This is a genomic window from Leptospira stimsonii (genome assembly GCF_003545885.1).
In the GTDB taxonomy this organism is placed as follows: domain Bacteria; phylum Spirochaetota; class Leptospiria; order Leptospirales; family Leptospiraceae; genus Leptospira; species Leptospira stimsonii.
Map to the genome: position 1 here is coordinate 1 of NZ_QHCT01000042.1, position 542 is coordinate 542.

The following is a 542-nucleotide window of genomic DNA, read 5'->3' on the forward strand; positions in this document are numbered from 1 at the left end:
TGGAACGGAACTACCGATCTGAGTCTTCAAATGGGGAACAGCATCGTGAGCTACAATAGCTATAACGGTTTTTCTCATAGTCTTGCTCAGCAAGCGAATGGATGGGATTCGATCATTGCTTCGAACCAATCTTCTTTGATGTCTCATTTGGAAGAGACCAGCAAGAATGTAGCTAAGGTAGCGTATGAAATGGATCAGGCCAAAAAAGCCGCGTTGATGAGTGCCTCTAAAAATCCAGGTAGCGAAATCAGTCAATCGGATCTGGACAACTGGGCTAACCTTTCTGAGGATGACAAAGAGAAACTTGTTCAAAAACATCTGAGTGGCAACGCGAGTGGCAAGCACGACACCAGAAGCGGAGCTTGGAACCAGGTTAAGGGGGTCTTCGAAGACTTTAGTAACCAATTGTCAGGCAACTTTTCGGATGATTCCGGTTGGATGGAAGATGTTAAAGACAAGGATGGTAATGTCATCGGCAAAAAGTTTGTCAACAGAACATGCTTTGTTGCTGGAACACCGGTTCACACGAAGGACGGACTCAA

General features: G+C 45.4%; 1 protein-coding gene. It reads left to right on the forward strand.

What is annotated here, in order from left to right; genetic code table 11:
- Positions 1-30: 30 nt before the first annotated feature.
- Positions 31-542 (forward strand): hypothetical protein (locus DLM75_RS24070; RefSeq protein WP_147456708.1); only part of this gene is annotated, 512 nt, incomplete at its 3' end.